Here is a 26,446-nt window from a genome sequence, read left to right as displayed (position 1 = left end):
GTAGTTTTTGAGAATAAACAGTCTATATTATCCATTTTTTTCATGTTATAATGAAAGTAGGAAGAGTATCATGTAGTAACATTTAAAGGTAACTCATTTACCATTAGGGTCGATAAACATTCTTTGTTCCGTTAAACATTCTTCTTCAGGCTTCATGTTCACCTGTTTCCAATTTTCATTGCTACCTTTCCGCAATTGTGCCATTTCTACGTCCGTTCCATTCGTCAATGTTACAAAAATAAAACAATAATCAGCTCCATCGTTACCACGAAAATAAATATTCTTAAGGTATCCATTCTTCACTGTTGGGTACATCTGTTGAATCAATTTGCACCAACTTCCATATTTCACCTCTACACTATCTTCCCCGTCATGGTCCCAACCATGATACGGTGCGCATAAAAAATCTTCTTCCATCTTGGTCAAATCTGAAATCCGAAAACCATCTTTTTCGTAGACGAGCTCGATCCATCCATATGAATATCCAAAATACTCCGCTCGCTTACCTTTAAACCCTTCAATTGTTTCAATCTCATAAAAAAACTTTAATCTTCTTTTTTTTACATCTGGTACTCGACTAAGCTTTATTAAACTGGTATGCCCTATTCCTGCAAACGATTGAAGGTATTCATCATAGCTTAGTTTATTTTGATACTCTTTAGATAGAAAGTTATAGGCAATTGGAAATGGAGTATGGGCCTGACCAACCGTCCCGCAGCTTCTTCCTCCCATATTTTCAGCTTCACGCAGAATACTAAAATAGTTAATAAGAGTATCTTCAGGGGTTCTTGTCAATTCGGGAGGTAATTTGATTTGGTCATGAGTTTGTTCAGAAAAAAGTGAATAAAACTCCGAACTGGTAAATCTTAAATTTAAGGCTTTCAAGCATGATGGACGAAAATACTTTTGATGATATGAAGTGATGTCCATCTGGTTCCGTTTTTGCATATTCATCACCCACTCTTAGTTTATGGGTGAAAAATGAATGGGTGAAATCGAAACAGGAAAAGCTGCCTATTTGGCAGCTTTTATTTACCACACACGGGACCTGTTACGTAAACAAGCTTTTCCCATCTAGTTCATCTTCTCTTAGTAGAAGAATTTCTCAGTGTTGGCTTTATTAAAAGAAGAATGGAAAAAAGCCAAATCCAACAAATGGAACGATAACAGGCGGTCTAAAAAATGGCCGTCTGACAAACGGTCCCGGACCAAAGAAACCAAATCCATATCCAGTACTAGAACTAGAATAACTTAATTCTTGAATCTCAAGACCCTCTTTTCTTACCTTTACCACTTTTCCAATGGACCATTCGCCTTGATCATTTTTATAATGAATCATTTTCCCCTCTAAATTCTTTGCTTGCTGATAATTTAATTGCATTCAAACTTCTCCTTTCTAAATGAACATACTTTACTATATGGAGGTTGTCCTTTATGTGAAATGGAGATTAACCCAGTCTTGTTCAAATATTTTTTAATTCATTCTTTTCCCTTAATAAATTTACTTTTCGGCTGTGTGTTTATAAACATAAAAAGAGCCCAATTATACAAGTAGTGAATAAAAGCTTGCATAATTAGGCCCTTTTAAGTTTAATCAAAGTTTTAGTAAAGCATCCTTTTATTTAATAAGTCTATTGGCTTTTTGGCTTGCTTATTACAATAAAAATAGCCCCTAAATATAGTCCAATCCCTATTAGATGGATAATAACGTTACCTCTCTTACCAAAGCGATCTACTGTAAATCCAATTAAAAAACTCCCAAGTAAAATAAGTAAAATAGCAAAACCTAATTTCAAATTACTTCCCATCTCCTAACCCAAAAACAAAATCAATTCGACATTCTATTTAACAACCCTGTCTATACTGAAAAGTTTTGAGGATTTTGCGTAAAATACCTTATGTACCGTTTTGTTAATTATGCTGAATTGGAGGCTTTACATGATGCAGGAAAACAAGAATAACACCGTTAATATCGTATCCAACGATGCCGTTGTCGGCAAACCGTACCTGGACATCGATCGTGTCATCCCCGAAGGCAAATCGGGAAACGCCAACCGTAAGAAATAGGCAGGTAGTGTCAGGCACCTTGGTGCCTGACACGATTGAAAATAATTTTTTAACACCCTATTTAACTGCCACCAACTACATTTCAGTCGAACTTGGATCAATACGCTTTAATAAAACTTTTTTATCTAGTAAGCTATTTAATCGTTCTGAACTTAGGAACATGACGGCAATAAAAATAAGAATACAAATTGGGAAGATTCCTATTGTTGAATGTGACGCAATGAAACCGAGAAGAGGCGGCATGAATGTTGTGCCTGTATAAGCAAGCGCCATCTGATAGCCCATAATCGTTTGAGAATGTTTTTTTCCAAACCGTGCTGGTGTTTCATGCAACATACAAGGAAAGATCGGTGCTAATCCTAGCCCAACAATGATAAAACCAATAAGTGCGAAAATAGAAGGTAATGGTAAAAATACAATAACCGCTCCTGTCAACGCGACCATTTGTCCGGACCTAATTAGACTTCGGTTAGTCATTTTAAAAGTAATAAAGCCTGTAAGTAACCGACCGATGGTTATTCCTGCGTAATAGAATGAAACCCATTTTGCAGCAGTTGCCGCATTTAACCCTTTGATTTCTACCAAGAAACTGCTTCCCCAAAGCCCCACGGCAGCTTCGGCGCTACAGTAAAACAAGAAGGATGCAAGAGCTAGTTTTACTCCCTTCATTTGTAAAGGTTTTAAATCATTATTCAAGACATCTTTTGAATCTTCGCTCTCTTCCTTTACAGCCATATTGCTTTTATTTTTCACTCGGTTCCATAAAGGCAAAGTGAAGAGAAGGATCATAACTAACACAAACTGGAGACCAGAAATGACAAAGTATCCACTTCTCCAGGAATTTTCTCCTATCATGAACTGAGCCATAATGACCGGCCCAAGAGTCGCTCCAACTCCCCAAAAGCAATGTAACCAACTCATATGATGTGCTTTATAGTTGATCGCCACATAATCGTTTAATCCTGAATCAACAGCTCCTGCTCCTAATCCGAGAGGGATTGCACATGCCACTAACCAAGCAACCGAAGGAGCAAAATGAAATCCTAATAGAGCAGCTGCTGTCATTAAGACACTGACAAATGTGACTTTACCCGTTCCGAACCGTCTTAGTACCTTCCCACTTAATAAACTTGAGATAATCGTGCTACCTGCAACGGTCATAAAAAGGTATCCAGCCGTCTCAAGCGCAGCACCTAAGTCCGATTGCATGACGGGCCAAGCTGCGCCCAACAATGAGTCAGGTAAACCCAAGCTGATAAAAGCCAAATAAATGATTATTAAAAGGATTGTTGTCATCGTTCATTCTCCCCGAAGTTGTTATTTCACTTAAATAAGACGTTGTAGTTTCTTAACATTCATTAAATCTGGCCATTATATAGGTATTATAGTATTTTCCGTCTGAGAGGATTCTATCTTTTTTCATGAGACCCTCTATTTCAAATCCGAGTTTTTTATACAATTCAATGCCTCTTTCGTTTGTTTCAATGACTCCATATAATACTATTTTTTTAATACCGTTCCTATCGGCCCAGGAAATTGTTTCTTTCATTAGATTTTTTCCAATCCCATAACCCCAGTAATCCTTCCGCACACCTAATCCAAATTCCACTTTATGTATAAATCTTTTTAAATCATTGCCTACACATCTTGAATAACCAATCAATCTACCATCTAGTTCAGCAACTAAAAACAAGCTTTTTGTATGGTTGGTATCGGTTTCAATAATTTCTGCAAATTGTGCCGGGTCAAGATAGTCCTCTCCTTTCTCTCTGTCCATATTTTCGGATTCACCATCAATCTTCAGCCTTAATTCAGATAATTTTGATGCATCGCTTTTATTAGCAGATCTAATTGTATAGATTAAATCTTTACTATAAAAATATTTTTGATTGATCATCATTAAATTCACCCCCCATAAAAAAAGAATAGACATTAATTAAGTAAGATTAAATCCACTTTGCAAACCAAGCTACATAATATGCAGCAGGAATAAACAAGGTTAATAAAATAGTAGCTATACCATTAATATTTCTCAGATGACATTAGTGCAGCCTGTGAATATTTTGGATAATTACCTTCCCAGTAATTAATTCCATAAACGAATCCCCTTTGTTAATTTTATAGGAATAGTATAACTTATCGTTCATAATTTGGAATTAATTAAAGGCGCAATTCCCCAATAATTTTCTTGCTTTCCTCTTCTGCTAACTGCCCCCTTATTTCATAAGAAAAAATGACCGCGCAGCGATCACTCATCCTGAACCAAAGCACCCATTAATTTAAGTGAAATACTTCACAAATCATTTTGACTAACGACCAAAAGGGATTACCCTATCTCTAAATATTATTAATAGTTTATTAAAAGCTGGTCTTTATAATGTGAAAAATGTAATGAATGACAATAATGTAGATGCAATTAACATAGCGATAATTGGACGTAGTGCTTTTGTACGTAATTCTTGCAGGTTTACATTTAACCCTAGCCCGACCATAGCCATTGTTAATAATAAAGTTGTTAAATTGGATGTATCATTCAAGATAGTTGGTGGAACATTTATTGATTTTCCCAGAACATAGCTTCCAATCAGGCTCATAATCAAAAAGCCAATTAAAAACCAAGGAAAATCAATTTTCGTATTCGAATAGACCCTACCTGTTCGTTTCATCCAATATATTAGTATAAAACTTAAGGGAACTAAAAGAAACACTCTTCCTAACTTCGCCAATAGCGCTATTGCCAAAGCATCCTGTCCTGCTGGTGCCACGGCTAAAGCAACGTGAGCAATTTCATGCAAGCTTATTCCAGTCCAAATACCATATTGCTTATCCGTTAAATGCAAAAATGGTTTAAAAAGAATATATCCCATTGAAAATATTGTACCAACAAGGGCGATAATTCCTGCTCCTATTGCGGTATCCTCTTCTTTAGCATTCAATATTGGTGAAACTGCGGCAATAGCTGCTGCACCACATACTCCTGTACCGATTCCCAGTAGTAGGGACAAAGAAAAATCTGCTTTCAGTTTTTTGGCTAACCACATCGTTAGAAAGATGGAAAAGACAATGGTTCCAATATCACGAACAAGTAATCCCATTCCTTGGTGGAAGACGACATCAATATTTAATTTTAAACCGTATAAGATTATTGCATATCGTAATAGTTTTTTTGTTGAAAATTGGATACCCGAACGAATTTTTTTCGGATACCCAAAAATTTGAACATATATAACAGCAATTACGATAGCACTTGCTAATGGACCTAAGTGATTAAATCCCGGTGCTTTTGCTAAACCAAATCCTAGTACCGCGAGGATAAAGGTAAAGGAAATACCAGCAAACCATAATGAAGCACGAGATAAAAATGAGTGTTTAAATTGTATTGGACGAGTTTCTAATTTACTCTCGGTTTGTTTGACTTTTCCATTTTGCATTTTGCTTCACTCCCTTTATTTTTTTACAAGTTCATCATACGATTGTTTTTATCATAAAGAAAATAAATTATAATGATGATTACCATAAGTAAATAGATATAATTCCGAACGCAGTTACGTTAAAAAAAGGAAGTGAAAAAATGGACCAGCACCTACTTGTTTTTGTCACCGTTGTAGAGAAACAAAATTTTTCCAGAGCAGCAGAAGCTTTACACATGACTCAGCCAGCCGTAAGCCAATATATACAAACGCTTGAACGTACTGTTGGGACAAAACTCTTAAATCGGAGCAATAAGTATGTTCGCTTAAATAAAGCTGGGGAAATTGTTTATCATCATGCAAGAGAGATTCTAGGGCTTTACACGAAAATGCAAAATTTAATAGATGATCTAACAAATACAGCAACCGGAGGTCTATCTATTGGGGCGAGTTATACTTTTGGCGAGTATGTACTTCCACACATCATTGCAAGGCTACGCCAACACTTTCCCTTAATCAAACCAACCATAACAATTGGAAATACACATGAGATTGAAGAACTGGTGAATAACAATCAAATCGATTTAGGAATTGTGGAAGGGGAACTAAAAAGTAAAAAGCACCATATTGAGGCAATTTCGGAAGATTTCATGTATATCATTGTCTCTGCAAAACATCCTTTAACTAAGCAGAAGAATTTGGAACTAACAGATTTACAGGAAGAGACATGGATTGTACGGGAACAGGGGTCAGGTACAAGGGAAGCAACTGAGGGTATGTTTAAGGATTTTCAATTTAATCCCAAGGATATAATGGAGTTCGGGAGTACACAGATTATCAAAGAATCAGTCGAGGCGGGACTAGGTGTATCCCTTCTCTCACACTGGGCTATTCACAAAGAATTGAAACTTCAAAAGCTTTATACCTTAAAGATTAAGGGATTTCCGATTATTCGTAAGTTCCTGCTTGTTACTCCATCCACAAAATTTCAAACAAGAGCATCAGAAATCTTTATTAATCTTTTAAGAGATCAAAAAGGATACGATATAATTTAGCAAAATACATTGTATATTTTTGAGGATACAAATAAAAGTACGGAGGAACTCCCCCTTCGTACTTTATTTTTAAAAAAATATGATCTACCTATATTTAGTTTCCTTATTCAATTATTCTGCCCCTTTAGCATAATAACGAATTAACAAAAAAGTTCAAATCACTCCAAAGTTCTACTCATGAATATTTATTAATCGAAACAAATGTGACAAAGATAGCTACTACAAAGTATAAAATCCCCATCATCTTCATTGACTTTTGCTTACTTAATAAATTATCTATTCCTCCAAAAATAAACATACTCACCATAAGCATTTACATAGTTAAAAAACTTTTATCCGAATAATCCTTCCAACTATATACAACATAAGATAACAATGTTAATCCACTCAAAATTGACAACATCTTTAAAATTTTCGTTAACAAAATCAACCCCGCCCTCTCCAGAAAGACAGTTTTATTTTATCTTTATTCGATTGTAATAATGCTGCAAGTTAATTGAAGAAAGGGGCTAAAATTATCATTATTACTGAACAAGAAATTAGAGACATACTAACTTTTTTCGAGAGTTTTACCTTACCTGATCCTTTGTAAAATCCAGAAAATTGGAGTTTGTTTCTATACAATACAAATAGTAAAATCAGGATTGAAAATCCAACTAACCAAGGACCATTGGTATTATCTACTGTTATTCCAAAGCTCGCATATTTTAATTTTACGAAAGCTCCCATTAAACCACCAAGAAAAAGAAGTATTCCGATAATACGAATAAATTCCAAGATTGCTCTGCTCTCAATTGACTCCATTCCCTTCCGAAATACAAAAATGAATTCTCAAGAACAAAATTCATACACTAATCTATTATACTAATTTACCACAAAAATCCATATCCATGTTCCACTAAAATGCCCTATAGTTAAAGTACAACATTTCACAATCATATTTATGAAAAAGAAAAGGAGCGACCTTCATTACGAAGTATCGCATCCATTAAGACTTTATTAAGGTTTTAGTTACTTACAAAAGTATATCTTTAGAATTATTAATCATGCGAACTGATGCAGTGATTTCAATTCGTTCCAATGGATCATGATTCCTTAGGTTACCAAAGTCGAGGCTAGTTAAGTTTTCAATAGTTGAAACTTTTACTTGATAAGTTTTAAATTCTCCATAGGCAAATTCCAAATGATCGAGTAAATTTTTTTGAGTTTGCAAATAGGCAGTCGCAGATAGTTCCCCATTTTCCTTAACCATAACAGCAACTTTCCAAAATTCTACAGGTATTTTAACGTTTCGATAGATTATATCGTCGCCCCGAAATACTGGACCTGTAAACACGGTCACTTTCAAATTCAATTTATCAGCATTTTCTAAGATATAATCTTCTAAATCCAACCATGTTTTCTGATTTAAATCTTTATGTTGTGGAGAAGAATTCGTATAGTGAAAGGTATCCTTATTTGCCTCATCTGCATTTTCTCCCCAAACAGGATCTCTTCGGCGGACGAGATGTCCTCTATCAAAATCATTATTATCGTAAAGTTCTGGCCCGCACTGATATTCTTCATCAATACGTGGGTCAAACGTCCAGTTATTTTCACGACCAATGTTCACTAATCTTTTTCCATCAATGTTAACTACCGTATAGTAGGCTAGACGCCTGGACTTACTCATAACAATTGAAAAATGTGTATAATTTAACACAGTGTCACCGTTCCTCTGTGTTACTATGTCCCCTTTAAGGTCGGAAGGAAATGTTGGATGAGGAACTTCATAGTTATCACCAAGAAATTTAGTATCATAGCCAGTCGAAAATTCATCATGCCATTCTTCCGTTTTTGTATCAATGCCTTCCCTATTAGCTACAATCCCATCAATTAACGCTTTCTTTTCATCACTTAAATTTACACTCTGTTCCATAACAAATTTTAAAATACTACTAATTCTGATAGCCTCATTGGATATGTAAGTAGTAGTATCATTGGGATCTGGAACACCTGCATGGTGCAGACCAACTACTATCCATTGATCGTTAAAAACGGGGGAACCGGAAGATCCCGGCTGCGTATCTGTTGAGTAATGAATATAATGATCAAATACATCCAAAATTTTATTTTCTCTAAAGGCTACAGCTTTTGGGGCACCAGATGGATGCTGAATAATGGATACATATTCACCAAGTAAAACCTTCCCTCTTTGAGGAAGTAATGGTAAGAATCCAAAATCACTGGATTTCGATCCATCTGCTGAGGTCTCTTCAATGGCTACTAAAGTAAAATCTAACTTCTGGTCTGTAATAAAAAGCATATTAGGTTTTAATCGGAAGCTTTTAATCGGACGTTCCTTTTGATCAAAATCCATTTCATAGTTAAATTGTGCAGCGCTAAAAAGAGCAGATTCCTCGTTTTCTATTACATGATTATTTGTTAGTAATAGATTGGAAGAAACAAGAAAACCAGTGCCGTATCCAAGAATTCGGCCTATTCTATCACGTACCTCAATTCTGCAGACAGGCTTAGCTGCTTTAAGCCCTGCTTCAAAATATGAAATAGGAAATAAATCATTCTCCCCAAATATCCTTTCAAAAGCTAGTCCATCACGAGGGTTTAGTATTTTCTTTCGAGCAGAAATTCTCTCTGGTGTATCCATTTCCGATGGATACTTACGATTTTGGTTACCAACTGTTCGTTCTCGCTCGTTTGAACGTTCCATGTAACGCTTTAGTGCTTGTTGTTGCTGACTAGTTACAAGGTCCTGATTAAATCTTTGAAAATCTTTAAACCGTATAATAGACATATTCTCCCTCCTAAAATATTAATCATAATCCCGCTACATCTTTATTTACTCCGACATTACAAAGGGGATCTGTCACTTCATACTGTCTCGAACGCAATAAGCAATCGCTGTCATCCCCCTTTTCTTTATTACCCTTATTATACACGAACAAACGTTCTGGATAAATAAAAAAAAGAAAAACGCTTCTCTTCCTTAGAGCGCTTTGCTTTCTAAATACTTAACATTATCAAAAGGAATTAAAACCGTATGCCCAAAGCTATTTATTCCTACAAAATAAGTAACATGTAAAGAAATAAGTTTAAATTCTACCGCTGTCCCGTCGATAAAATGAGCAGTTACATAAGAACCTGGAGTAAAATCGGACATACCTATTCACCTCACTTTTTTTATCATATTCCTTATACTTGAATATGGTTAATAAAAAAACGTCACCGGTTAGGATGACGTAAAAATTATAGGTGATCTTCTCGGATTGGCAATTTATTTTACCTTTTCAACTGTAACCCCTGCCCACTCTTCATAGCATTTAATGACGGCGCTCATATCTTCTGAACCATATCCTTTTGCTTTAGCCATTTGAAAGATTTCTTTTACTATGGCGAGAACAGGCGTTGAAACTTCTAATTCTTTTGCTACATCCGTTGCTAAACCAAGATCTTTATGTATTAATTTCGTCATAAAGTGTGGTGTAAAATCGCGATTTAAAATCTTGGGTGCCTTATTGTCGACTTGGCCGCTTCTAGCTCCTCCGCCATTGACGACCTTAACAAAGATTTCCGGGTCAATGCCAGCTTTTGTTGCCATCGTGACCGCTTCTGTGAACGATAGTAGATTAATGGCAGACATGATATTATTAGCTAACTTCGTATAGGAGCCCTTCCCATTTTCGCCCATATAATATGCACCTTGTCCTGTCGCTAAAAACAAAGGCATACATTTTTCAAAAATTTCTTTTTTACCGCCTACCATAAAAGTAAGAATTCCCTCAATGGCTTGCGGTTCACTGCCTGTAACCGGAGCATCAAGCATATCCACTTCACGCTTTGAAAGTTCCTTGGCCAATTTTTTGCATGTAGATGGTGAGATGGTACTGGAATCAATCACGATTAAACTTGGGTGGGCACCATAAACAATCCCATTTTCACCAAGTACAACTTCCTCTACAGCCGCATCAGCCGTAAGCATCGTGAAAACCATATCACTTTTTAAGGCAACTTCCTTAGGAGAACCTGCAAGGATGGCTCCCTCTGCCTTGAGAAGATCCATTTTCTCTTTGGTACGATTAAAAACCGTTAGATCATACCCATTTTTCAGCAGATTCTTTGCCATTGGCAGCCCCATCGTTCCTAAACCGATAAAACCAATTTTCATTAATCTAACACTCCTTTAGTAAAAAAATAGGTCCACTTTAAAATTCACCTGACACACCCTACTATCCTTTAGGATAGTTGAATTTCTTTCACTAAAAATAACCAGAAGCCAAATTAGGCTTCCGTTTTATCATCAATCATATTCCGTGAGATTTTATTCCCTGCTCTTTAATTTATAAATCCGTGCTTCATAAGCCCGGAAGGTTATTTCGTGCAAATTCTCTTTCTCCACCTTGTAATTTGAAAGTAACAGCTCCGCTGAAAAACTACTCAATTCTTCGGGCAATGTAAATACAGGCGTTCGATCAAAGAAATTCAAGATTATCAAGAACATTTCTTCTTCAAATGTACGAGTATAGACGTAGAGATCCGGGTCAAGAGGCAACAACAGCTTATATTCTCCATACACTAACACCTCATGCTTTTTCCTCAAAGCAATGAGTTTCCGATAATAATGATAGATTGAATTTTCATCCTTTAGCGCTTCTTGAACATTGACTTCCTGATAATTAGAATTTACCATGATCCAGGGCGTCCCCGTTGTAAATCCTGCGGCATGGGAATCATCCCACTGCATGGGAGTACGCGAATTATCCCGGCTTTTTTTCCAAATCGCCTCCATCATCGTATCGATTGGTGTTCCGGACTCGACAGCCTGTTGATAATAATTAATCGTCTCAATGTCCCGATAGTCCTGAATCGATTGGAATTGAGGATTTGTCATCCCAATTTCCTCCCCTTGATAGATATATGGGGTTCCTTCTAAGGTTAATAGGAAGGTCGCTAACATTTTGGCAGATTCTTTTCGATATTTACCATCATTTCCAAAGCGGGAAACGGAGCGAGGCTGGTCATGATTACAAAGATAATTGGCGTTCCAGCCTTTTTCGTGAAGGACTGTCTGCCATTTACTCATAATGTTTTTTAAATCGAGCAAATTCCAGGGCGTCAGCTCCCATTTACCGGTTCCTCCTGTAGCAGAATCGAGCAGCATATGCTCGAATTGGAACACCATATTCAATTCATGCCGTTCGTTACCAATATAGTTTAACGCCTGCTCAGGACCGAGCCCGGAGGTTTCACCCACTGTCATGATGTCATACTGATACAATACTTTATCATTCAAATCTCGAAGCAGCGTATGTACCTTTTCAAGGTTGGAAAATAATGAGTAGGCCCTCACATAAGGAAGGTTGTTTGGATTGGGAGCATCCGGAAGATTTTCAGCTTTGACTATGTGAGCAATGGCATCCATACGAAATCCGTCAACACCCTTATCTAGCCACCAGCGTACCATCTCCTCCACATCCCTGATGACATTTTCATTTTCCCAATTTAGGTCTGGCTGATTTTTCGTATACAGGTGCAGATAGTACTCATCCGTCGTTTCATCATATTCCCAAACCGATCCGCTAAAATAGGATTCCCAATTATTTGGCGGCCCGCCATTCTTCCCTTTTCTCCAGATATAATAATCCCGTTTAGGATTATCAAGAGAAGAACGAGATTCAATAAACCACGGATGCTCGTCCGATGTATGGTTTATAACCAAGTCCATTATAATTTTAAGCCCCCGTTCATGAGCTTGTGCAAGCAGTTCATCAAAATCCTCCATCGTCCCGAACTGCTTCATAATGGCCCGGTAATCACTGATGTCGTAGCCGTTATCGTGATTGGGTGACTGATAAATAGGGCAAATCCAAATTACATCGATACCTAAGTCCTTTAAATAATCAAGTTTTGAAATAATTCCCTGTAGATCCCCAATACCGTCGCCGTTTGAATCCTTAAAACTCAACGGGTAGATTTGGTACACTACACTTTCCTTCCACCATTTCTTCTCCATCGTTTGAGATTCCCCCTTGCTAAATCTAAGGTTATAACATAACTAACTCAATTCATCCCTCGAGAAACTTTAGCGAGTCAACATTATTGATACTGTATTTTTTACTACCCAATATTTTTATGGCAAAAACATTTGAATAGATGGGTGGTTAAAATCATCGGTCAAAATGTTTTATTAAGAATTCTTTACGAGTTCGCATGCTATCCGCGAATGGATAAATAAAAAAAGTCTCGTAAATAATTTTCGAGACTTTTTTGAACAATTATATATAAGTAAAATTTTAAGGACAGATGCCGCTTTGAAGTTTGCTCCGCACCTATTTTGTGGTATCTAATCTACCATCAAGTACTGATAAATCCACCTTCAAATTGAATATCCCAATCTTCTGTATCATCATCTGTTTCACAATCGTCCACGTCAGTAAAAAGAATGGAATCGACTGCAATTCTTTTTATCTTCATTGTCTCCAATTTCCGATCACCTCTTTAAATTAAGTCCTTTTTCTAGCAGTCTCTGTTTCTCTTTTAATTAGATAATCTAAAAATTCTCCAAGGCTATTTAAAATCCTTCCTGATCTAAACGCCACAAAGAAAAAAAGAGCCAATGCCGCGGTTTCACAAGATTTTTCACCGGAAATTCATTACAATTTTTCAGCTTGACTTGGAGTGTACTCTTCTTATTGAAGTAAACTGCTCTGTTACTTTAATAAAAAGCGGATCCCCCTAGCGTCAATCCTGAGCCCAAGCACCCATTAATTGAACTATGTGTAGCATTTTAATCTTTCAAAGAGAATGTTATTTACCAATAATTTTTATCTCCTTAATAGGATAATAAACCATTTTCGTTGTTCCTAATACCTTATCGATTGGAATAGCCCCTATATGGCGGCTGTCCTTGCTTTTTCTTCTATTATCACCCATCACAAACAAATACCCTTTAGGAACTGTTGCACTGCCGACTGCCGTTTCCTCAAGTTTAAAATTCTCTGTAAGTGGACCTGTAACGATCTCTCGTTTGTATTTGTCCAGATAAGGTTCTTTATAAGCCTTACCATTTACAAATAAAGTATCATCCTTATACTCAATACGGTCTCCAGGCAAACCAATTACACGTTTGATATAATCTGTATTTTCTGAGGCGTGAAAAACAACGATATCAAATCTTTTGGGTTCTCCTATTATTGATACAACCATTCGGTTTTGGTCTTGTAATGTAGGCATCATTGATGCACCCTCTACTACAATTGGTGTAAGGAGGAAGGTTCGGATAATGAAAACAAAAAATAGTGCAATAAGAAGTGCCTTCATCCATTCCCAAAATCCATTTCTATCCTTTGTCATTTATTTCATCCTTTCAATAAGGTAATTTACATCAGCTCATACACGCAGTTATTTAAATAACGTTGCCAATAAAACTGCAACAAATGGTCCAATTACTGAAAATCCAATAAATAATGCGAAAAACTTCATAGATTTAGATAAGCCTTGGGGTTTATTTAATTCATCTAATTTTTGATTCAATTTCTTTAGTTCTAATAAGATTTCTTTATTCAAATCTTCTTGCATCCGTTATTCCTCCAGTACACATTATCTACTCTTTAACTTAAGCATCCTGTAGTTTAAATCCAATACTTAACAATCTTATTACAGGAATGCTTCTGCCTGCAGTTTCATAACTCTGTTGTCTTTTTTGATCTCTTCCCTTACAAATCAAATTTACCATAATAAGCCAATAAAAAGATACAGTTATTCTTCTTAAGCTAACTTAACCCGTAGCACAAAGAAGCCGATAGTATGCAACTTTGTATAAAAAGCTGCAAAATATCGGCTCAAAGGATTTTATAAGTTATTGAAGAATTGCTTTTTATTATATTAACAGAGCCTTTCTAATTAAAAATTAGAGGAAAGGTAAATGTAACGAAAGCTGCCCAAAGTCCGTAGACCGGCAAATACTTAGTAACGGCATCTTGGATCGTTGAAGGTCCGGATTTGTTTTGTAGAAAACGGATATAGGAAAGCATGATCAAAATTAGATTTGCCCAGATAAGTATGTTTACTCCTAAAACAGCAAGTCTATTAGGTGTAATCCCATAGGAAGAAAGTCTAAACAAGATGGCTGACAATGCCACACTGTCAATGATAAGCGCTAAAACAATTAAGGCAAAATTAATATAATCTGAAATGTTCTTTTTCTCGTCTGAGTCGCTTTCAGTAATGGAAAATATGGTAACGGCCAATACACCAAGAAGTATTCCATTGAAGGCGATGAGGAAATTGCGGTCTAAGAATGGATTTTTTCCGACCCATATAACCGTTATAAGATAGACCAACAATGTGACCAGGACAAGCGGACTAAAAATTTTAGCGATATAGGGTGTAATATTCTTAGCCAGTTTAAGATTCATTGATACTAGGTACGCAGCTACAATAGCAAGTGCGGCAGCACCAAATAAAACGACATTACTAAAATAGAAGTCTTCTATATTCAAGCCAACAAATCGAAATAACTGCATGGTTAATGCTGCTAGCACCATTCCGCTAACTGCCATGCTGGCGTAGAGAATACAAAATTCCAAATTAAATTTAATATAAGCTAATCTTGTACTGCCTTTTGAATATTCATTTCCTGTAAATGCAAGCCCTACTAATACCCATAAGATTATGGGAAGGTGTAAATAAACAAGGAGCATCGTGTCTTTATCATTTAATGGCAGCATATTAAGATAAAACCCAGAAATAAGGAACAACGCTGCAAGGGAATAAATAATACTTTTTTTCGGAGTATTGTTGTAAATAAAATAGGCAGCGATAAAGGGAATGATACCAAAAGCCAGATTAATTGGAGCAATTGCTTCCTGTTCGACAAAATGAAAAATGGTCCTGGTGCTTATTCCGGCCAGAATGGCTAAAATACCCATGATTAAGAATCCTTTTTGAAGCAAGAAAATTTTCCCTGTATATGCCGTCTCCTTGAAATACAATCGTTCATACCATACGCTAAGAATTTGAGAATCTGGATTTTGTTCCCAAGCGTGTGAGAATGATTTTTTAAAAGCTTTCGAATCTTTTCTATACATTCTCTCCAGCTCATACGGATTAGCTAAATTTTCAATAATCAAATTGTGAATGTCCATCGTTATACCCCCTCTGATAATGGCTATATAAGTTCCTCCACCATGTTTAACTGTCTTCGTCACTTTTGTATTCTAATATATCTCCAGGCTGACATTCTAAAGCCTTACAAATTGCCTCTAAAGTGGAGAATCGAATCGCTTTAGCCTTTCCATTTTTTAATATAGAAAGGTTCGCCATTGTTATACCAACCTTCTCCGTAAGCTCTGTTACGCTCATTTTCCTTTTTGCTAACATGACATCAATATTGATTATAATCGCCATTGTTATTCACCTCAGACCGTTAGATCATTTTCCGATTTGATATCAATTGCTTCTTGTAAAAGTTTTTGAAGAACAGCTGCAAAGACAGCGATAATTATCGAAGCAAAAGGAACAACCAATCCTACAAAGATAACTCCTGGTGCGTCGTCTACTTCCGCAAAGATATAGAAGAGCGGCCAAACTAGCACATGCAAAATACTGATGATGATTGCACAGTATTTGATTTTATTTAAAGCTTTTACAGATAAATCGGAGAAAGCTTTATTTCTGTCGATCAAGCGTAAGAGTTTGAAAGCCAGATACAAAGCAATGTAAAAAGGGATCGCCGATGCATCAAAAATGATGAAAACGAGATATTTTATAAAAGCGAACTCTGGAAGCAATTTTGCGGCAAGATTCGCCATCTCAGGCACCAAAAAGATGCACAGAGCAAGAACTGGGATTCCTAAAAGAATAACCGCTATCTTTAAAAACAACGTTGTTACTTTTTCCATATAAAGCACCTCACTTATATTTCTGTTTTTGATTTTAATATATTTTTTATCGATTATCAATAAATATTTATTAAATTTAATAATTTATTTATTGTTTTCTTTTTTTACACATAAATAAAAGCATTCCCATTCAAAGAAATGCTCTATAACTTTAAACCATTAAATTTATATCTTGTAATAAGGTTAGAGGTGATTTAATGAAAAGAATAACAAAATATAAATTTAATTTTATTGTTTCATTTATTTTTCTTGTTATAGGTATTCAACTAGTCCACAAAATTTAAATTTGAATAGACTAATGATATACCAAGACAAATTTATATGGAGGTCATCTAATGATGAAAAGAAATAGAAATGTCCCACCAAATATGTTTCCGAATGCCATGCCAAACGCCTTGCCTAATCAGATTGCTCCTATGCAACAAATGCCATCCCAATTCTGCCCGCCACCACCATGTCCACCTCAATACTGTCCACCACAAGTGTTTCCTACACAGTATGATCCGGGACTAGTTGACCCTGCGCAACAATATGTAAAAACAAATTTATTTAATAAAGTAGTTACACATTTACATCCTTCACATACAACAACCGTTAACAAGCTGCATGTTAATCATCAACACTATTTCCCCCACACAGAATCCTGTGTAAATGAATGTTGTGAAACACATACTATGTGCGGTGTTCCAGTCAATCCTTGTTGTCCGATGGGACCTTTTGGATTTTAGCTTCTTTTTAACCCCATTTATGGGGTTTATTTTTTATCATTTTCTGGACATCTGCATAAACTAAAATCATTCCTAGATACAAAATCTCCTTGGTACCCAAACGGTACCTTTTTTTATTTAAAAATAATTAGCTGTTCCTACAACACTATTTGTGGCCAAATACGTCTTAAAAATTAAATCCCTTCTTAAACTATCCTGCCACGCGTGCTCTGTATACAAAATAAAAAGCTGCCACTCTGACAGCTGTAGAAAAGTGATCATAAACGACGATGTCTTCTTAAAGCATCGCCTCATCTAAAGAATTAACTTCAAGCTAGAATTTTATCTCTTTTTTGATCTATTGTTTACAAAATCAACCATCATTTTCATCATAATAAACATTAACAACGTGACCAAAAAAGAGTAGAAGTAGTTCCAATCTTCTAATTTATACAATCCCCAAAAAACAAAAATCGGTATCCCGATAAAACAAATTATTACCGACATAATAACAGTGGAACAAGATAAGGTTTCCACTTTGAAAAGTATTGATAAGTTAAAGCCATCATTACGGGCATCACAGAAAAATCTACTGCATTAAATCGATGCGTAAAAACAAGGAACTGATGAGGATAACTCCAATAATCAAAAAAAGAGCCTATTTCATTTCCTATACCAACAATTACAAAACTAACCATAAAAGCAAAAGAAATCAATAACGTTCTATAGCGGTCGATTAAGAGAATGAACATAATAAGAAATAGTATATTTATAATGACGATGCTTAACCAGCCAAAACTAAATAAGTCGTGATGAAGCCATATATCAGTTTGAAGTGAATGATACTTGCTACCCATTTTATCTGTTTTGCTGTACATAGATTCATCCCTCATTATTGAATGATATTAACTCTCTATATATTGCACCAGTTTTTTCTATCTATACTGCCATTTACTATATGGAATTTCTTAAAGAAACTGGATAATTTGATAAGCAATAGGAAGTGATATTTTTCAGTTTTTCTCCAATTTTCCAACGTCTGTCTTTAAATATAAAGCTTCACAAACACTTTTTGCTCCACAAACAGTCCCGTCAGTAGACAATGGAAAAGGCGATGCCTCCATAATGCATTGCCTCCGATAAGGAGCTGAAACTGAAAGAATTAATATCTATTTGATTATTTTATAAATGCTCCCTTAAGTATCTTCCCGTGATTGACCGCTCTTAATGGATGATGTGTCTAGGTGTTCCCTTAAACACTATATGTCTACCTTTGGTGCGTTGCTTTATTACACCTCTTGCCCCCCTACATTTTATTTGGAAAGGTAACCATAACACTTCACAAACTTATACAGGGATACACCTGTCAGCTTAATAACTCTGTTGTCTTTTTTTTTGAATAGTAATTACCGATAAAATAACTGCAAATTAACCCTATAATAAAAGGAATTAAAGAACCTCCCGCTTCGAATCCCTTTGAAGTTTCTAGGTAAAAATTAAACATTAAAAATTTAATATCCAACCAAAATCCTATCGATAGTAGTAAGCTGCTTACAGCGAAAAATGATATTAAACCTACACATACTGTTTTTTTCAAAATCTTCACCTCTTTCAGTTGTTACACTTATCCATGTTTTAACAAAAAAGGAAATTAAAAGAAGAATATTTTATTGTATTTGAATAATTTAACTTGTAATCTCCTATTTTTTTAACACCTTAACTAACTTAACCACTAGGTATCCAAGAAAAACAAGACCTGCTAATATTGCTATTGGTGTTATTGTATTTAATATCATATACTTACCTCCCAAGGTATCCTAATTATGATTATACAGTAAATACCAATTGTGATGGAAAACTATTGAACAAACTTGCCATTTAGTTTAACAAGAAAAAGGCTTTACTCTCTTTTAAAGTAAAGCACTTTAGAATCCGTTATTTAAATATGAAATAAATTAACCCAGAAATTAATAAAGAAACTATGCCTACGAAACCAGATATTAACGCTATTTTTGTTCTGGAATTTCTGTCTTCTGGGGTTTCTGAATAAAAATTTCCTCTTTGACGGTCTCCATCAACCCAAGCCCCGATAAACACACCTGAAATCATAATACTTACTATTCCTACAATTAGAAAAAACTGAAACAATAAAATTCCCCCTTTTTCACCGCATTACCAATACATACGCATTAAGGATATATTTGTTTCATATTAGTTTTCCTTCTTCAACTTTCTACACGACTCTTTGTTAAACTCAAGCACCCTTTAGTTTAGTGCATTGCTTCATAAATACTTTCTGTTCCACAAACTGCCCGTCAATGAATACTGTCAGAGCCTAGTAAAAAAGAAAAAGCCACCATTTGGCAGCCCGAACTTTAACTATTCAACTATCCTTCCCCATTACTTTAAAAGGAAAAAAACGATCCTTCGCTCTTGAAGAATCGCACTTTATTTTAGTGCAACATTTCGTCATCTTTCTTGTGCGAAAGGAAAAGGCGGCCTCCCTCTTGTAGAGTCGTCGCCCCCTTTATCAATTAGAATCCTTTGATTTTCAATTCCCCTTCATCGCTTAATCAATACGGACAGATCGCCTTCAAAAACTTTTTCATCTCTATCATTAAAGGTAGATAAAGATACAGTAAGGATGCCTGTTTCATCTTTTGTTGCTTTCTTATCAATAACTTCAACATTGATATGCAGTTCATCTTCAGGATACACAGGTTTAATAAATTTAATATTGTTCATCCGTGTTCCAGCGATGACATCCTCACCGTAGAAACCTTCTTCAACCCAAAGCTTAAAAGAAATGGCTAACGTATGTATCCCGGAAGCAATAATTCCATCAAACCTGCCCTGATTTGCTTTCTCCTCATCCAAATGCATATATTGAGGGTCAAATTCACCTGCAAACCTCATAATATCTTCTTTTGTTAATTTTAATGATTTAGTTTGAAACTTCTGTCCAATTGTAAACTCATCTAACTTCATTCTTACACCCTCAATTTTGTTGTTGTAGTCGTTGTTGTCCTTGTTTATTATAACACCAGGTACTCAACTAGTGGAAAGTTCTAAGTCTTCTTAAGCTAACCTGCCATTTAGCACAAAAAGAAATGGAGCAGCTGCCGCCACTCCATCTTCAACTCAAGCACTTGTCAATGTAAGTGAATTACCTTACAACGTTGTATATAAATACTACTTTGCCATTTTTATTCGATTATTTGTTTGAAAGGAATCGTTTATTATAACTAAAATTATTTATGATGTATTGAAAACTGTATAATAGTATTCCCCTTAAAAAGTCGAATGCTAAGTATTGGAATTTGGTTATTCCTTCTGTGGAATCAATTTTATAACGTTTAAAAAACGTCACAAAATTCTCTCTATCAATATCCCCACTTGTTCTGCCATGACGCGTGGCGGATAAGGCATTCCTTCTTTAAGCCACCATTCCACTAGCTCAACGTAAGCAGCTGCAACAAATCGAAGAATGATCTCTTCATTCAATCCTTTATTTTTGCCATCGGTGACATTGACTTCGCCTTTTAACAGCTCAACGGAGAATTCAAGGTATTGAGCTCGAAATTGTGCTGCACCTCCGCCGACCAACATCGTTGAAAAGAATAAATAATTGCTCTTAAAATATTCAAAAAATGGCACACCACCGTCAATAAAGTCCATTTCGGAAAGTGATTTGCACAATTCTCGCAGTTTGTTAATGTGGTCCTCGATCATTTTATCCAATATATCAAATTTATCTAAGTAATGAAGATAAACAGTCCTTCTATTAACGTTTGCCCGGTCGGAAATATCTTGGATCGTGATTTTATCAAAACCTTTTTCATTCATTAGTTCGATAAATGCTTTTTTTATTGCCTCTTGGGATTTAATTATTCTTCTATCTATTTTGGGCATATAAAAGACCTCCAATATCTATAAATTTTTACACAGTTTTTTGTATCCATGAATTAATACACCCATCGCAATGAATTGGTTCTAAACATGCTACCTGAGAAAAAAGATAATATACAATTTAACTTTATTTGTGTATTAAACCATAAAACAAAGAAATTTGGTGATTGTTTCCTACTTTTTTTTAACTTATTATACACATGTGAGTATTAAACCATCAATATGAATTTGAAATAAGGCAAAATAGTGTTAAAGGAGGATTTCCATGCAAAAAGTAATTTTGAACAATGGTGTTGAGATGCCAATACTTGGTTATGGTGTTTTTCAAATTAATGATGCAAAAGAATGCGAACAATGCGTTTACGACGCCCTAATGGAAGGTTATCGCCTGAATGATACCGCTGCTGCTTATCAAAATGAAGAGGCGGTTGGAAGAGCCATAAAGCGTAGCGGCATTCCAAGGGAAGCGCTATTTGTTACGACCAAACTCTGGATTCAGGATGCCGGATATGAGAACACAAAGAAAGCATTTGAAAAATCACTGCAAAGACTTCAACTCGATTATTTGGATTTATATTTAATTCATCAACCTTATGGTGATGTATATGGTTCCTGGCGTGCGATGGAGGAATTAAACGTTCAAGGAAAAATAAAGGCGATTGGAGTCAGTAACTTCCAGCCAGACCGTATACTAGATTTAATGATAAATAATGAAGTTGTTCCTGCCGTCAATCAGGTGGAAGTTCATCCCTTCTTTCAGCAATCGGAAAATGCGAATTTTATGAAAGAAAACAATGTCCAGATCGAGTCTTGGGGACCCCTTGCCGAAGGCAAAAATAACATCTTCGAAAATGAAGTTTTAGTATCGCTTGCTAAACAATACAACAAAACGGTAGCGCAAGTAATCTTGCGATGGTTGACTCAAAGAGGTGTTGTTGCCATTCCAAAATCTGTTCGTAAAGAAAGAATCATTGAAAACTTTAATATCTTTGATTTTGAATTAAGCCAAGAGGATATGATGATGATTGCTACATTGGAAACGAAAAAAAGCTTGTTTCATTCCTTTGGCGATCTAGAAAGAGTAAGGATGCTAAACAACATTAAATTTACTATTTAATTTAGGAGGAAGAAATATGACAAAAACAAATCAAGGATTAGAGAAAAGAATCGGAGAGCTAGAAAACGTGAGAGCATTAAGGGAACTTGTTGACAATTTCTCCATCCTGGCGGACAAGAAAGAAGTTTGGAAGCAAACAGAGCTTTTCACTAAAGACGCAACAGTAGATTCCTATGTAAATGGGCAGTTAACTTCAAGTTTGAAAGGTACCGAACAAATAGGAAATGCGTTTGAACGTTTCCTTGCAAATTTTGAAACAGTTTACCACATTAATGGTCAACATGTTGTTTCAATAAATGGAAATAAAGCCGAAGGAACTCTCTATTGCCGAGTTGACCTTATTAGTTCCGAAAAAGGAAAAAAAGTTAATCATGCTTCTGGAGTTTCATATAAGGATGAATATGTCTTTGAAAAAGGGCAATGGTTGATTGCTAAAAGAACATCGACTTTTGTCTGGCAAGACAGCAAAGAAATGAATTAAGCTGCCCATCGGCAGCTTATTAAATTAAAAAGGAGTTGAAAATGTTGAACACAAGGACAAATAAACATCAGGTTAGATTTGCCCTCCTCTTAGCCGTATTTTGTGCATTAGGCCCGTTTACCGTTGATATGTATCTTTCTTCATTTCCTGAAATCATGAGATTTTTCGAAACAAATGCCTCCATGGTTCAAGCTAGTTTAACATCTGCCCTTATAGGGCTAAGCTTGGGCCAAATCGTAATAGGTCCGTTGAGTGATGTTTATGGCAGACGAAGACCTTTGCTCTTCTCCATGATTTTATTTTTCCTATCTTCTGCCGGTTGTGCCATTTCACCATATGTTGAAATTTTTATTATTTTGCGTTTTATACAAGGATTTTCAGCTTCAGCAGGGCTTGTTATAGCTCGTGCAATTGTTCGTGATACGTATAATGGTACTGAACTTACTAAGTTTTTTGCCCTTCTTACGACGATTACCAGTGTTACTCCATTACTATCACCACTCGCAGGCATTGCTGTTATTTCTTTCACTTCATGGATCGGTGTATTTATCGTTACAGCGATTATAGGAATATATCTAACAATTATCACTTTCTGGAGAATGAAAGAAACCTTGCCTGTAGAGCAACGTGTTTCAAGTAATTTCAACGGGTTATTGAAAAACTATAAAACCTTGCTTCAAGATCGAAAATTTATAGGCTATGGTCTTGCATCTGGCTTTTTATTTGCAGGCTGTTTTGCTTATATTTCAGGAAGCCCTTTTATTTATCAAACTATTTATGGAGTATCTCCTCAAGTATTTTCAATCCTATTCGCTTTGAATGGTGTTAGTTTAATGATCGGTGCTCAGGTAGTAAAACTACAGGCGGGACGAATGACTTCACATACTATTTTTCTAATTGGATTGTCTTCTTCTTTTGTTGCTAGTCTATTCGTTCTTATTGTTGTTATTTCTCACGGACCTTTAGCTGCACTGGTTATCTCACTTTTCTTATTCAATGTATCGTTAGGAAGCGTCGGTCCGATTTCTTTTACTCTCGCAATTGAATCGCAAGGTCACATTGCAGGAAGTGCCTCTGCACTTCTAGGGATCCTGCCATTTTTATTAGGGTCCATTACCTCGCCACTTGTTGGCATAGCTGGTGAATACTCCGCCCTGCCCCTAGGAATCATTATTTTTATTACCAGTTTTTTGGCTGTGTTCTTCAATGTAGTCCTAATTAAAAATGGAAAAACTGTTCCTTCTTCTAAAGAAATCAATGTGGATTAATTAAAAAATCTATGCAATGAGAAGCTTTCGAAGATGAATGCATGAATAAGGATAAACAAACACATCGAGTCAATTGATTCGATGTGTTTGTGAATTTAGTAAAATGGGAAGCGTGTAACACTCCATTAGAAAAAGCTATTTTTGAATTTATGTTTTCAATAGGGGGAAAATAAACGGGGAAAAACCGTTTAAATTGCGAAATACCCATATTTCCTTAAAAATAAAGTAAGTTTTTCCGTTTATATTATCCAAATCTTTGGATTTTGTCTTATTTAGAGCAGTTTATTGGAATATCTCCGCTTATATCTGCTTCTTAAGCTTACCCTTTATACATTAGCCGGTAATTCTCCGCTTATGAATTTTCATACTGAAATCAACAATGAGTTTATCAGGGCCAAGTTAAAAAGTAAAAGAACCCCGATCGTTTAAGAAGAAATCTTTAAAGTTGGAGGTCTAAATCATCTAAAGTCCCCTTCAATATTTAACTGATTTTCTCGGCCAACTCTAAAATAATTCCCTCTGGACCACGAACATAGCATAATTTATAACTTTCTCCATATTGCTCTATCTCACTAAAAATTTCTGTGGATTTCTTTTTCAATTTTGCAACAATAGATTCAAGATCTTCAACAGCCAAGCAAATATGTCGGATCCCCAGCGTATTTGCAAAAGGTTTTTGAATATTTTTTTCATCTGACGGCGTATAAAATTTGACTAGCTCTATCCATGCCTGACCATCTGGCATTCCCAATCCTATACATGCCGTTTTAACATCCTTAAGCCCAACTATTCGGTCCAACTGTTCTCCATCCAATTCCCATTCCGCTTGCACTTCAAGTCCTAAATCAAGAAAAAACGCTTTAGCCTCTGAAAGATCATTTACATTTATACTCACATGATCTATTCTATTGATCCTCATATCCCATACCACCTATATTCCTGTTATTTTTCCATACCTGTATTAAGTGTAAGGTTTGTTTGAAATGATAATTCGCTAAAAACAGAAAATATCCTTCTTCAACAAACCGGCCCCTTTTGTTCAATAAGAAAAAATTTCCGCATCAGTTAGTTGAAGAACAATTTTTTATAAAAATATATTATAATTCCGCAAAATACAGTTACTCCTAGCATTGTTAATAAAATAAAAACTGGAGAAACAATCATACCGAACGCTACTTCATTTTGAAGTGGATAGACATTATCCCACTCATTTGAAATATTTGGTTTATAAAGGCTTGTTTTTATATAACCTACTAAAAAAACAGTAAAAAAATATGCTAGATGAATTATGAATGACCCAATAATTGCTTGTATAATTATCTTCACTTCAACACCTCTATAAAACAAATATTAAACAATAACCATTACTTGTTATTAAACAAACCTGCCAGTAAGCTTAACAAGCGGTAACCATTGTATGGCTATCGCCCACGTTAGATTAAGTACCTTAATTCACATAGTATTTTTATAAGATGAAAAACATTATCACGTTAATGATAGGTCGTTATAATTAAACCCAATATAAACTTCTTAACAGTAAATTTCATCCTTCCGTTTTGTACGTCTCTAAAAACTAAAATTGATAGGAGTAACAAGAGTAATATAATTGGCGTTGGCACTATTTCACCTCTATTTCTTCATCAATAAAAGCACCCAGTTAATTGAACAATGATTTTGCTAATCTGTCATCGAGAAAATTTATTTACCAATAATCTTTATCTCTTTAATAGGATAATAAACTATTTTCGTTTACTTCAGCATCTTCAACATCATATTGTGGCCTTATAACTAGATTCCTCCTGTAATTAGAATACTAAGGAAAGCTGCTTCAAGGAATAGGTAGTACGTTTGCAATACATTTAAGGTTCAGATTAAAACGTTTTTTCCTTCAACTAACCTGCCTGGTAGTTCAACAAGGAAAAGAACGTCGCAGCGATCATTTGTTTAACACTTGCACCCGATAGTTTTAAGTGTAATACTTCACAAATTCCTCCAAAAAAACTTAAAATGTCACAGGAAGGTATATTATTCTTTAACGTCACCATTAGTATTAATCCAGAACGTCTCTCCTTTTTCATCAAATGCATGCTTAAAATCAAATGCAAAAGGAGTCGGACCATGCTTAATATAATGGTTGTATCTTCTGAATGCCTCCTCCCATGAGACATCCCTCATCATTTCTGTCCACCAGACTACATAAGATAGGTGTTTATCTGGATAAGGTTCTATCCATCTGCTTCTATCTCGTAATGCTTGCATATGCTTTCCTGAATAAGTAAAGCGATATAAGGATTGAAGACTTCTCCATACAGTTAGTGTAAGAATAGGAGAACCCTTTCCTTTTACAGTTTCTTCAGGGAAAGGGACTCCTTCGGGTGAAAAGGTCTCTATAAGACCTGATTTAGTTGCTTGACGATATACTTCATTTCCCACTTGAAAAAATTCACGAGAGGCAGGGTGATCATAGGGGTGGTTTAGCCTACCAACAGTATAGATTGAAACTAATGCCATAAAAAGCCCTCCGTCTATAGTC

General features: G+C 35.5%; 31 protein-coding genes. 6 read left to right on the top strand and 25 right to left on the bottom strand.

Annotated features, from left to right (window positions below; genetic code table 11):
* Nucleotides 1-93 precede the first annotated feature (93 nt).
* The 3 genes from J7E81_RS11950 to J7E81_RS11940 all read right to left on the bottom strand — a co-directional run bounded on the left by J7E81_RS11950 (nt 94) and on the right by J7E81_RS11940 (nt 1,796).
* Nucleotides 94-948 (bottom strand): hypothetical protein, encoded by an 855-nt coding sequence (locus tag J7E81_RS11950; protein ID WP_215042425.1) that lies wholly within the window; start codon nt 946-948, stop codon nt 94-96.
* 172 nt (nt 949-1,120) lie between these two features.
* Entirely contained in the window at nt 1,121-1,381 is a 261-nt protein-coding gene (locus J7E81_RS11945; RefSeq protein WP_215042424.1) for a hypothetical protein, read from the bottom strand.
* A 250-nt stretch (nt 1,382-1,631) separates the two neighbouring features.
* The gene (locus J7E81_RS11940) at nt 1,632-1,796 is read right to left on the bottom strand and encodes a serine kinase (protein WP_215042423.1); all 165 of its coding nucleotides are present in this window, start codon (nt 1,794-1,796) and stop codon (nt 1,632-1,634) included.
* 142 nt (nt 1,797-1,938) lie between these two features.
* On the opposite strand from J7E81_RS11940, the gene J7E81_RS30900 reads away from it, so the two are divergent.
* Complete coding sequence (locus tag J7E81_RS30900) at nt 1,939-2,067, top strand: hypothetical protein (RefSeq protein WP_285292009.1); 129 nt, start codon at nt 1,939-1,941, stop codon at nt 2,065-2,067.
* Between the two features lie 75 nt (nt 2,068-2,142).
* Here J7E81_RS30900 and J7E81_RS11935 read toward each other — a convergent pair whose 3' ends face one another.
* The 3 genes from J7E81_RS11935 to J7E81_RS11925 all read right to left on the bottom strand — a co-directional run bounded on the left by J7E81_RS11935 (nt 2,143) and on the right by J7E81_RS11925 (nt 5,498).
* Nucleotides 2,143-3,363 (bottom strand): MFS transporter, encoded by a 1,221-nt coding sequence (locus J7E81_RS11935; protein WP_215042422.1) that lies wholly within the window; start codon nt 3,361-3,363, stop codon nt 2,143-2,145.
* A gap of 52 nt (nt 3,364-3,415) precedes the next feature.
* Complete coding sequence (locus J7E81_RS11930; protein ID WP_215042421.1) at nt 3,416-3,967, bottom strand: GNAT family N-acetyltransferase; 552 nt, start codon at nt 3,965-3,967, stop codon at nt 3,416-3,418.
* Nucleotides 3,968-4,439: 472 nt separating this feature from the next.
* On the bottom strand, nt 4,440-5,498 hold the full coding sequence (locus tag J7E81_RS11925) for a YeiH family protein (RefSeq protein ID WP_215042420.1): 1,059 nt from the start codon (nt 5,496-5,498) through the stop codon (nt 4,440-4,442).
* A 140-nt stretch (nt 5,499-5,638) separates the two neighbouring features.
* Here J7E81_RS11925 and J7E81_RS11920 point away from each other — a divergent pair, with 140 nt between their 5' ends.
* Entirely contained in the window at nt 5,639-6,532 is an 894-nt protein-coding gene (locus J7E81_RS11920) for a LysR family transcriptional regulator (protein ID WP_215042419.1), read from the top strand.
* A 175-nt stretch (nt 6,533-6,707) separates the two neighbouring features.
* Here J7E81_RS11920 and J7E81_RS31355 read toward each other — a convergent pair whose 3' ends face one another.
* From J7E81_RS31355 to J7E81_RS11865, 12 genes are all read right to left on the bottom strand, one after another.
* Nucleotides 6,708-6,830: a DUF3953 domain-containing protein gene (locus J7E81_RS31355; protein ID WP_374104027.1), complete on the bottom strand. Its 123-nt coding sequence runs from the start codon at nt 6,828-6,830 to the stop codon at nt 6,708-6,710.
* Nucleotides 6,831-7,024: 194 nt separating this feature from the next.
* Nucleotides 7,025-7,336 (bottom strand): hypothetical protein, encoded by a 312-nt coding sequence (locus tag J7E81_RS11910; protein ID WP_251028607.1) that lies wholly within the window; start codon nt 7,334-7,336, stop codon nt 7,025-7,027.
* A 211-nt stretch (nt 7,337-7,547) separates the two neighbouring features.
* Nucleotides 7,548-9,326: a DNA/RNA non-specific endonuclease gene (locus tag J7E81_RS11905; RefSeq protein ID WP_215042417.1), complete on the bottom strand. Its 1,779-nt coding sequence runs from the start codon at nt 9,324-9,326 to the stop codon at nt 7,548-7,550.
* Between the two features lie 192 nt (nt 9,327-9,518).
* Nucleotides 9,519-9,692, bottom strand: a complete 174-nt coding sequence (locus J7E81_RS11900; RefSeq protein ID WP_215042416.1) for a hypothetical protein — start codon at nt 9,690-9,692, stop codon at nt 9,519-9,521.
* 114 nt (nt 9,693-9,806) lie between these two features.
* On the bottom strand, nt 9,807-10,697 hold the full coding sequence (locus tag J7E81_RS11895; protein ID WP_215042415.1) for an NAD(P)-dependent oxidoreductase: 891 nt from the start codon (nt 10,695-10,697) through the stop codon (nt 9,807-9,809).
* A 153-nt stretch (nt 10,698-10,850) separates the two neighbouring features.
* A complete protein-coding gene (locus J7E81_RS11890) occupies nt 10,851-12,542 on the bottom strand; it encodes a glycoside hydrolase family 13 protein (RefSeq protein WP_215042414.1) in 1,692 nt (563 codons plus the stop codon).
* A gap of 341 nt (nt 12,543-12,883) precedes the next feature.
* Entirely contained in the window at nt 12,884-13,012 is a 129-nt protein-coding gene (locus tag J7E81_RS30895) for a hypothetical protein (protein WP_285292008.1), read from the bottom strand.
* A 324-nt stretch (nt 13,013-13,336) separates the two neighbouring features.
* Nucleotides 13,337-13,882, bottom strand: a complete 546-nt coding sequence (gene lepB / locus J7E81_RS11885; RefSeq protein WP_215042413.1) for a signal peptidase I — start codon at nt 13,880-13,882, stop codon at nt 13,337-13,339.
* 48 nt (nt 13,883-13,930) lie between these two features.
* On the bottom strand, nt 13,931-14,107 hold the full coding sequence (locus tag J7E81_RS11880) for a hypothetical protein (RefSeq protein WP_215042412.1): 177 nt from the start codon (nt 14,105-14,107) through the stop codon (nt 13,931-13,933).
* Between the two features lie 320 nt (nt 14,108-14,427).
* Nucleotides 14,428-15,675 (bottom strand): DUF4153 domain-containing protein, encoded by a 1,248-nt coding sequence (locus tag J7E81_RS11875; RefSeq protein ID WP_215042411.1) that lies wholly within the window; start codon nt 15,673-15,675, stop codon nt 14,428-14,430.
* A 46-nt stretch (nt 15,676-15,721) separates the two neighbouring features.
* A complete protein-coding gene (locus J7E81_RS11870; RefSeq protein ID WP_057989683.1) occupies nt 15,722-15,937 on the bottom strand; it encodes a helix-turn-helix domain-containing protein in 216 nt (71 codons plus the stop codon).
* A gap of 11 nt (nt 15,938-15,948) precedes the next feature.
* Nucleotides 15,949-16,431 carry a DUF2975 domain-containing protein gene (locus J7E81_RS11865; protein WP_215042410.1) on the bottom strand — a complete coding sequence of 161 codons (483 nt, stop codon included), beginning with the start codon at nt 16,429-16,431 and terminating at the stop codon, nt 15,949-15,951.
* A 338-nt stretch (nt 16,432-16,769) separates the two neighbouring features.
* Here J7E81_RS11865 and J7E81_RS11860 point away from each other — a divergent pair, with 338 nt between their 5' ends.
* Nucleotides 16,770-17,159: a CotD family spore coat protein gene (locus J7E81_RS11860; RefSeq protein ID WP_251028606.1), complete on the top strand. Its 390-nt coding sequence runs from the start codon at nt 16,770-16,772 to the stop codon at nt 17,157-17,159.
* Nucleotides 17,160-17,635: 476 nt separating this feature from the next.
* Here the strand turns inward: J7E81_RS11860 and J7E81_RS11855 are convergent, their stop codons facing one another.
* The 5 genes from J7E81_RS11855 to J7E81_RS11835 all read right to left on the bottom strand — a co-directional run bounded on the left by J7E81_RS11855 (nt 17,636) and on the right by J7E81_RS11835 (nt 21,050).
* A complete protein-coding gene (locus J7E81_RS11855) occupies nt 17,636-18,016 on the bottom strand; it encodes a hypothetical protein (RefSeq protein ID WP_215042409.1) in 381 nt (126 codons plus the stop codon).
* 488 nt (nt 18,017-18,504) lie between these two features.
* Nucleotides 18,505-18,735: a hypothetical protein gene (locus tag J7E81_RS11850; RefSeq protein ID WP_215042408.1), complete on the bottom strand. Its 231-nt coding sequence runs from the start codon at nt 18,733-18,735 to the stop codon at nt 18,505-18,507.
* Between the two features lie 338 nt (nt 18,736-19,073).
* Nucleotides 19,074-19,286, bottom strand: coding sequence for a DUF5316 family protein (locus J7E81_RS11845; RefSeq protein WP_215042407.1), 213 nt, complete (start codon nt 19,284-19,286; stop codon nt 19,074-19,076).
* A gap of 414 nt (nt 19,287-19,700) precedes the next feature.
* Nucleotides 19,701-20,126, bottom strand: a complete 426-nt coding sequence (locus tag J7E81_RS11840; protein WP_215042406.1) for a MaoC family dehydratase — start codon at nt 20,124-20,126, stop codon at nt 19,701-19,703.
* A gap of 378 nt (nt 20,127-20,504) precedes the next feature.
* A complete protein-coding gene (locus J7E81_RS11835; RefSeq protein ID WP_215042405.1) occupies nt 20,505-21,050 on the bottom strand; it encodes a TetR/AcrR family transcriptional regulator in 546 nt (181 codons plus the stop codon).
* 262 nt (nt 21,051-21,312) lie between these two features.
* Here J7E81_RS11835 and J7E81_RS11830 point away from each other — a divergent pair, with 262 nt between their 5' ends.
* From J7E81_RS11830 to J7E81_RS11820, 3 genes are read left to right on the top strand one after another with little or no spacing between them, the layout of a single operon-like run.
* On the top strand, nt 21,313-22,164 hold the full coding sequence (locus J7E81_RS11830; RefSeq protein ID WP_215042404.1) for an aldo/keto reductase: 852 nt from the start codon (nt 21,313-21,315) through the stop codon (nt 22,162-22,164).
* Between the two features lie 16 nt (nt 22,165-22,180).
* Nucleotides 22,181-22,645: a nuclear transport factor 2 family protein gene (locus tag J7E81_RS11825; RefSeq protein WP_215042403.1), complete on the top strand. Its 465-nt coding sequence runs from the start codon at nt 22,181-22,183 to the stop codon at nt 22,643-22,645.
* 41 nt (nt 22,646-22,686) lie between these two features.
* Entirely contained in the window at nt 22,687-23,913 is a 1,227-nt protein-coding gene (locus J7E81_RS11820) for a multidrug effflux MFS transporter (protein WP_215042402.1), read from the top strand.
* 481 nt (nt 23,914-24,394) lie between these two features.
* On the opposite strand, the gene J7E81_RS11815 is transcribed toward J7E81_RS11820, so the two are convergent.
* Together J7E81_RS11815 and J7E81_RS11810 are read right to left on the bottom strand one after the other, a co-directional pair.
* Entirely contained in the window at nt 24,395-24,832 is a 438-nt protein-coding gene (locus tag J7E81_RS11815; protein WP_215042401.1) for a VOC family protein, read from the bottom strand.
* A gap of 1,106 nt (nt 24,833-25,938) precedes the next feature.
* Nucleotides 25,939-26,424: a DUF3291 domain-containing protein gene (locus J7E81_RS11810; RefSeq protein ID WP_215042400.1), complete on the bottom strand. Its 486-nt coding sequence runs from the start codon at nt 26,422-26,424 to the stop codon at nt 25,939-25,941.
* Between the last annotated feature and the right edge of the window lie 22 nt (nt 26,425-26,446).

It is taken from the genome of Bacillus sp. ISL-18, from assembly GCF_018613415.1.
Lineage (GTDB): Bacteria > Bacillota > Bacilli > Bacillales > Cytobacillaceae > Neobacillus.
Note: the sequence above shows the minus strand (reverse complement) of the source record. Positions and strands in the feature narration are given on the sequence as shown.

Coding starts and splice junctions, on each gene's coding strand:
- J7E81_RS11840 (WP_215042406.1), bottom strand. CDS start 20,126: ATGAAGTTAGATGAGTTTACAATTGGACAGAAGTTTCAAACTAAATCA.
- J7E81_RS11925 (WP_215042420.1), bottom strand. CDS start 5,498: ATGCAAAATGGAAAAGTCAAACAAACCGAGAGTAAATTAGAAACTCGT.
- J7E81_RS11865 (WP_215042410.1), bottom strand. CDS start 16,431: ATGGAAAAAGTAACAACGTTGTTTTTAAAGATAGCGGTTATTCTTTTA.
- J7E81_RS11810 (WP_215042400.1), bottom strand. CDS start 26,424: ATGGCATTAGTTTCAATCTATACTGTTGGTAGGCTAAACCACCCCTAT.
- J7E81_RS11910 (WP_251028607.1), bottom strand. CDS start 7,336: ATGGAGTCAATTGAGAGCAGAGCAATCTTGGAATTTATTCGTATTATC.
- J7E81_RS11835 (WP_215042405.1), bottom strand. CDS start 21,050: ATGCCCAAAATAGATAGAAGAATAATTAAATCCCAAGAGGCAATAAAA.
- J7E81_RS31355 (WP_374104027.1), bottom strand. CDS start 6,830: ATGTTTATTTTTGGAGGAATAGATAATTTATTAAGTAAGCAAAAGTCA.
- J7E81_RS11880 (WP_215042412.1), bottom strand. CDS start 14,107: ATGCAAGAAGATTTGAATAAAGAAATCTTATTAGAACTAAAGAAATTG.
- J7E81_RS11870 (WP_057989683.1), bottom strand. CDS start 15,937: ATGGCGATTATAATCAATATTGATGTCATGTTAGCAAAAAGGAAAATG.
- J7E81_RS11935 (WP_215042422.1), bottom strand. CDS start 3,363: ATGACAACAATCCTTTTAATAATCATTTATTTGGCTTTTATCAGCTTG.
- J7E81_RS11875 (WP_215042411.1), bottom strand. CDS start 15,675: ATGGACATTCACAATTTGATTATTGAAAATTTAGCTAATCCGTATGAG.
- J7E81_RS11860 (WP_251028606.1), top strand. CDS start 16,770: ATGAAAAGAAATAGAAATGTCCCACCAAATATGTTTCCGAATGCCATG.
- J7E81_RS11895 (WP_215042415.1), bottom strand. CDS start 10,697: ATGAAAATTGGTTTTATCGGTTTAGGAACGATGGGGCTGCCAATGGCA.
- J7E81_RS11830 (WP_215042404.1), top strand. CDS start 21,313: ATGCAAAAAGTAATTTTGAACAATGGTGTTGAGATGCCAATACTTGGT.
- J7E81_RS11930 (WP_215042421.1), bottom strand. CDS start 3,967: ATGATGATCAATCAAAAATATTTTTATAGTAAAGATTTAATCTATACA.
- J7E81_RS11900 (WP_215042416.1), bottom strand. CDS start 9,692: ATGTCCGATTTTACTCCAGGTTCTTATGTAACTGCTCATTTTATCGAC.
- J7E81_RS11815 (WP_215042401.1), bottom strand. CDS start 24,832: ATGAGGATCAATAGAATAGATCATGTGAGTATAAATGTAAATGATCTT.
- J7E81_RS11905 (WP_215042417.1), bottom strand. CDS start 9,326: ATGTCTATTATACGGTTTAAAGATTTTCAAAGATTTAATCAGGACCTT.
- J7E81_RS11820 (WP_215042402.1), top strand. CDS start 22,687: ATGTTGAACACAAGGACAAATAAACATCAGGTTAGATTTGCCCTCCTC.
- J7E81_RS11855 (WP_215042409.1), bottom strand. CDS start 18,016: ATGTACAGCAAAACAGATAAAATGGGTAGCAAGTATCATTCACTTCAA.
- lepB (WP_215042413.1), bottom strand. CDS start 13,882: ATGACAAAGGATAGAAATGGATTTTGGGAATGGATGAAGGCACTTCTT.
- J7E81_RS11920 (WP_215042419.1), top strand. CDS start 5,639: ATGGACCAGCACCTACTTGTTTTTGTCACCGTTGTAGAGAAACAAAAT.
- J7E81_RS30900 (WP_285292009.1), top strand. CDS start 1,939: ATGATGCAGGAAAACAAGAATAACACCGTTAATATCGTATCCAACGAT.
- J7E81_RS11950 (WP_215042425.1), bottom strand. CDS start 948: ATGCAAAAACGGAACCAGATGGACATCACTTCATATCATCAAAAGTAT.
- J7E81_RS11825 (WP_215042403.1), top strand. CDS start 22,181: ATGACAAAAACAAATCAAGGATTAGAGAAAAGAATCGGAGAGCTAGAA.
- J7E81_RS11890 (WP_215042414.1), bottom strand. CDS start 12,542: ATGGAGAAGAAATGGTGGAAGGAAAGTGTAGTGTACCAAATCTACCCG.
- J7E81_RS11945 (WP_215042424.1), bottom strand. CDS start 1,381: ATGCAATTAAATTATCAGCAAGCAAAGAATTTAGAGGGGAAAATGATT.